1 protein-coding gene is annotated in these 732 nt (G+C 19.3%); it reads left to right on the top strand.

Annotation, left to right across the window (positions count from 1 at the left end; genetic code table 11):
* Positions 1 to 388: 388 nt before the first annotated feature.
* Entirely contained in the window at positions 389 to 667 is a 279-nt protein-coding gene (locus tag GQX97_RS14845; protein WP_198391247.1) for a hypothetical protein, read from the top strand.
* Positions 668 to 732 lie beyond the last annotated feature (65 nt).

Here is a 732-nt window from a genome sequence, read left to right as displayed (position 1 = left end):
ATCTATATTTATATAAATTGCTTTATAATTATTTTTTAATACTCTGTCTATATAAGATAATCTATTTTCTATTTCTGTTTTTAAAATATCTCTATTTTGAGTATATCTATTTGAATAAACATTATTTATAACTCTATTATAAATATTTAAATCATTTTTTATACTATTGTTTAATGAATATATATTATCATCTATTTTTATTATTTCRTTTAATGTGTTATTAATATAATTATTGATATATAAATTTTCATTTACATTGATTGAATAGATTAAAAATACYAATACAACAGAAAAGAAAAAGAAATAAATAGTATAGAGGATTTTAGTTRTAATTGGGATATAGAAAGTATTAATATTRGTTTCTARGTCTAATTTAAGTGTAGCTATTTTGAATGAAAGCAGAGTTAAAGAAACGGCACCTCCATTTAYTAATAAACAGGCAATTACAGCTATTATAGATGTATATATAAAAACATCTTTATTTATTATATTATATAATGCTATTTCTAATACTGAAGAGATTATAGAAGTTGCTGTAAAGAGTCTTATAGTTTTTCTAGCKATTTGTATATTTAGACCGTTTTTCCATATATCAAAATATTTTAGTATTGATATTACAGAAAATATAGTTGCTATTATTTTAATACCGAAGAAGGGAATTTTATGACTGTATATAAAAAAGTATAGTATAATATACCATATAGGCAGATTTACTATTATATATGTAAAAAA

Origin of the sequence: Brachyspira sp. SAP_772, assembly GCF_009755885.1 — a bacterium.
Classification (GTDB): domain Bacteria; phylum Spirochaetota; class Brachyspiria; order Brachyspirales; family Brachyspiraceae; genus Brachyspira.
The sequence above is the reverse complement of the archived record's forward strand: the minus strand, read 5'-3'. Positions and strand labels throughout refer to the sequence as shown.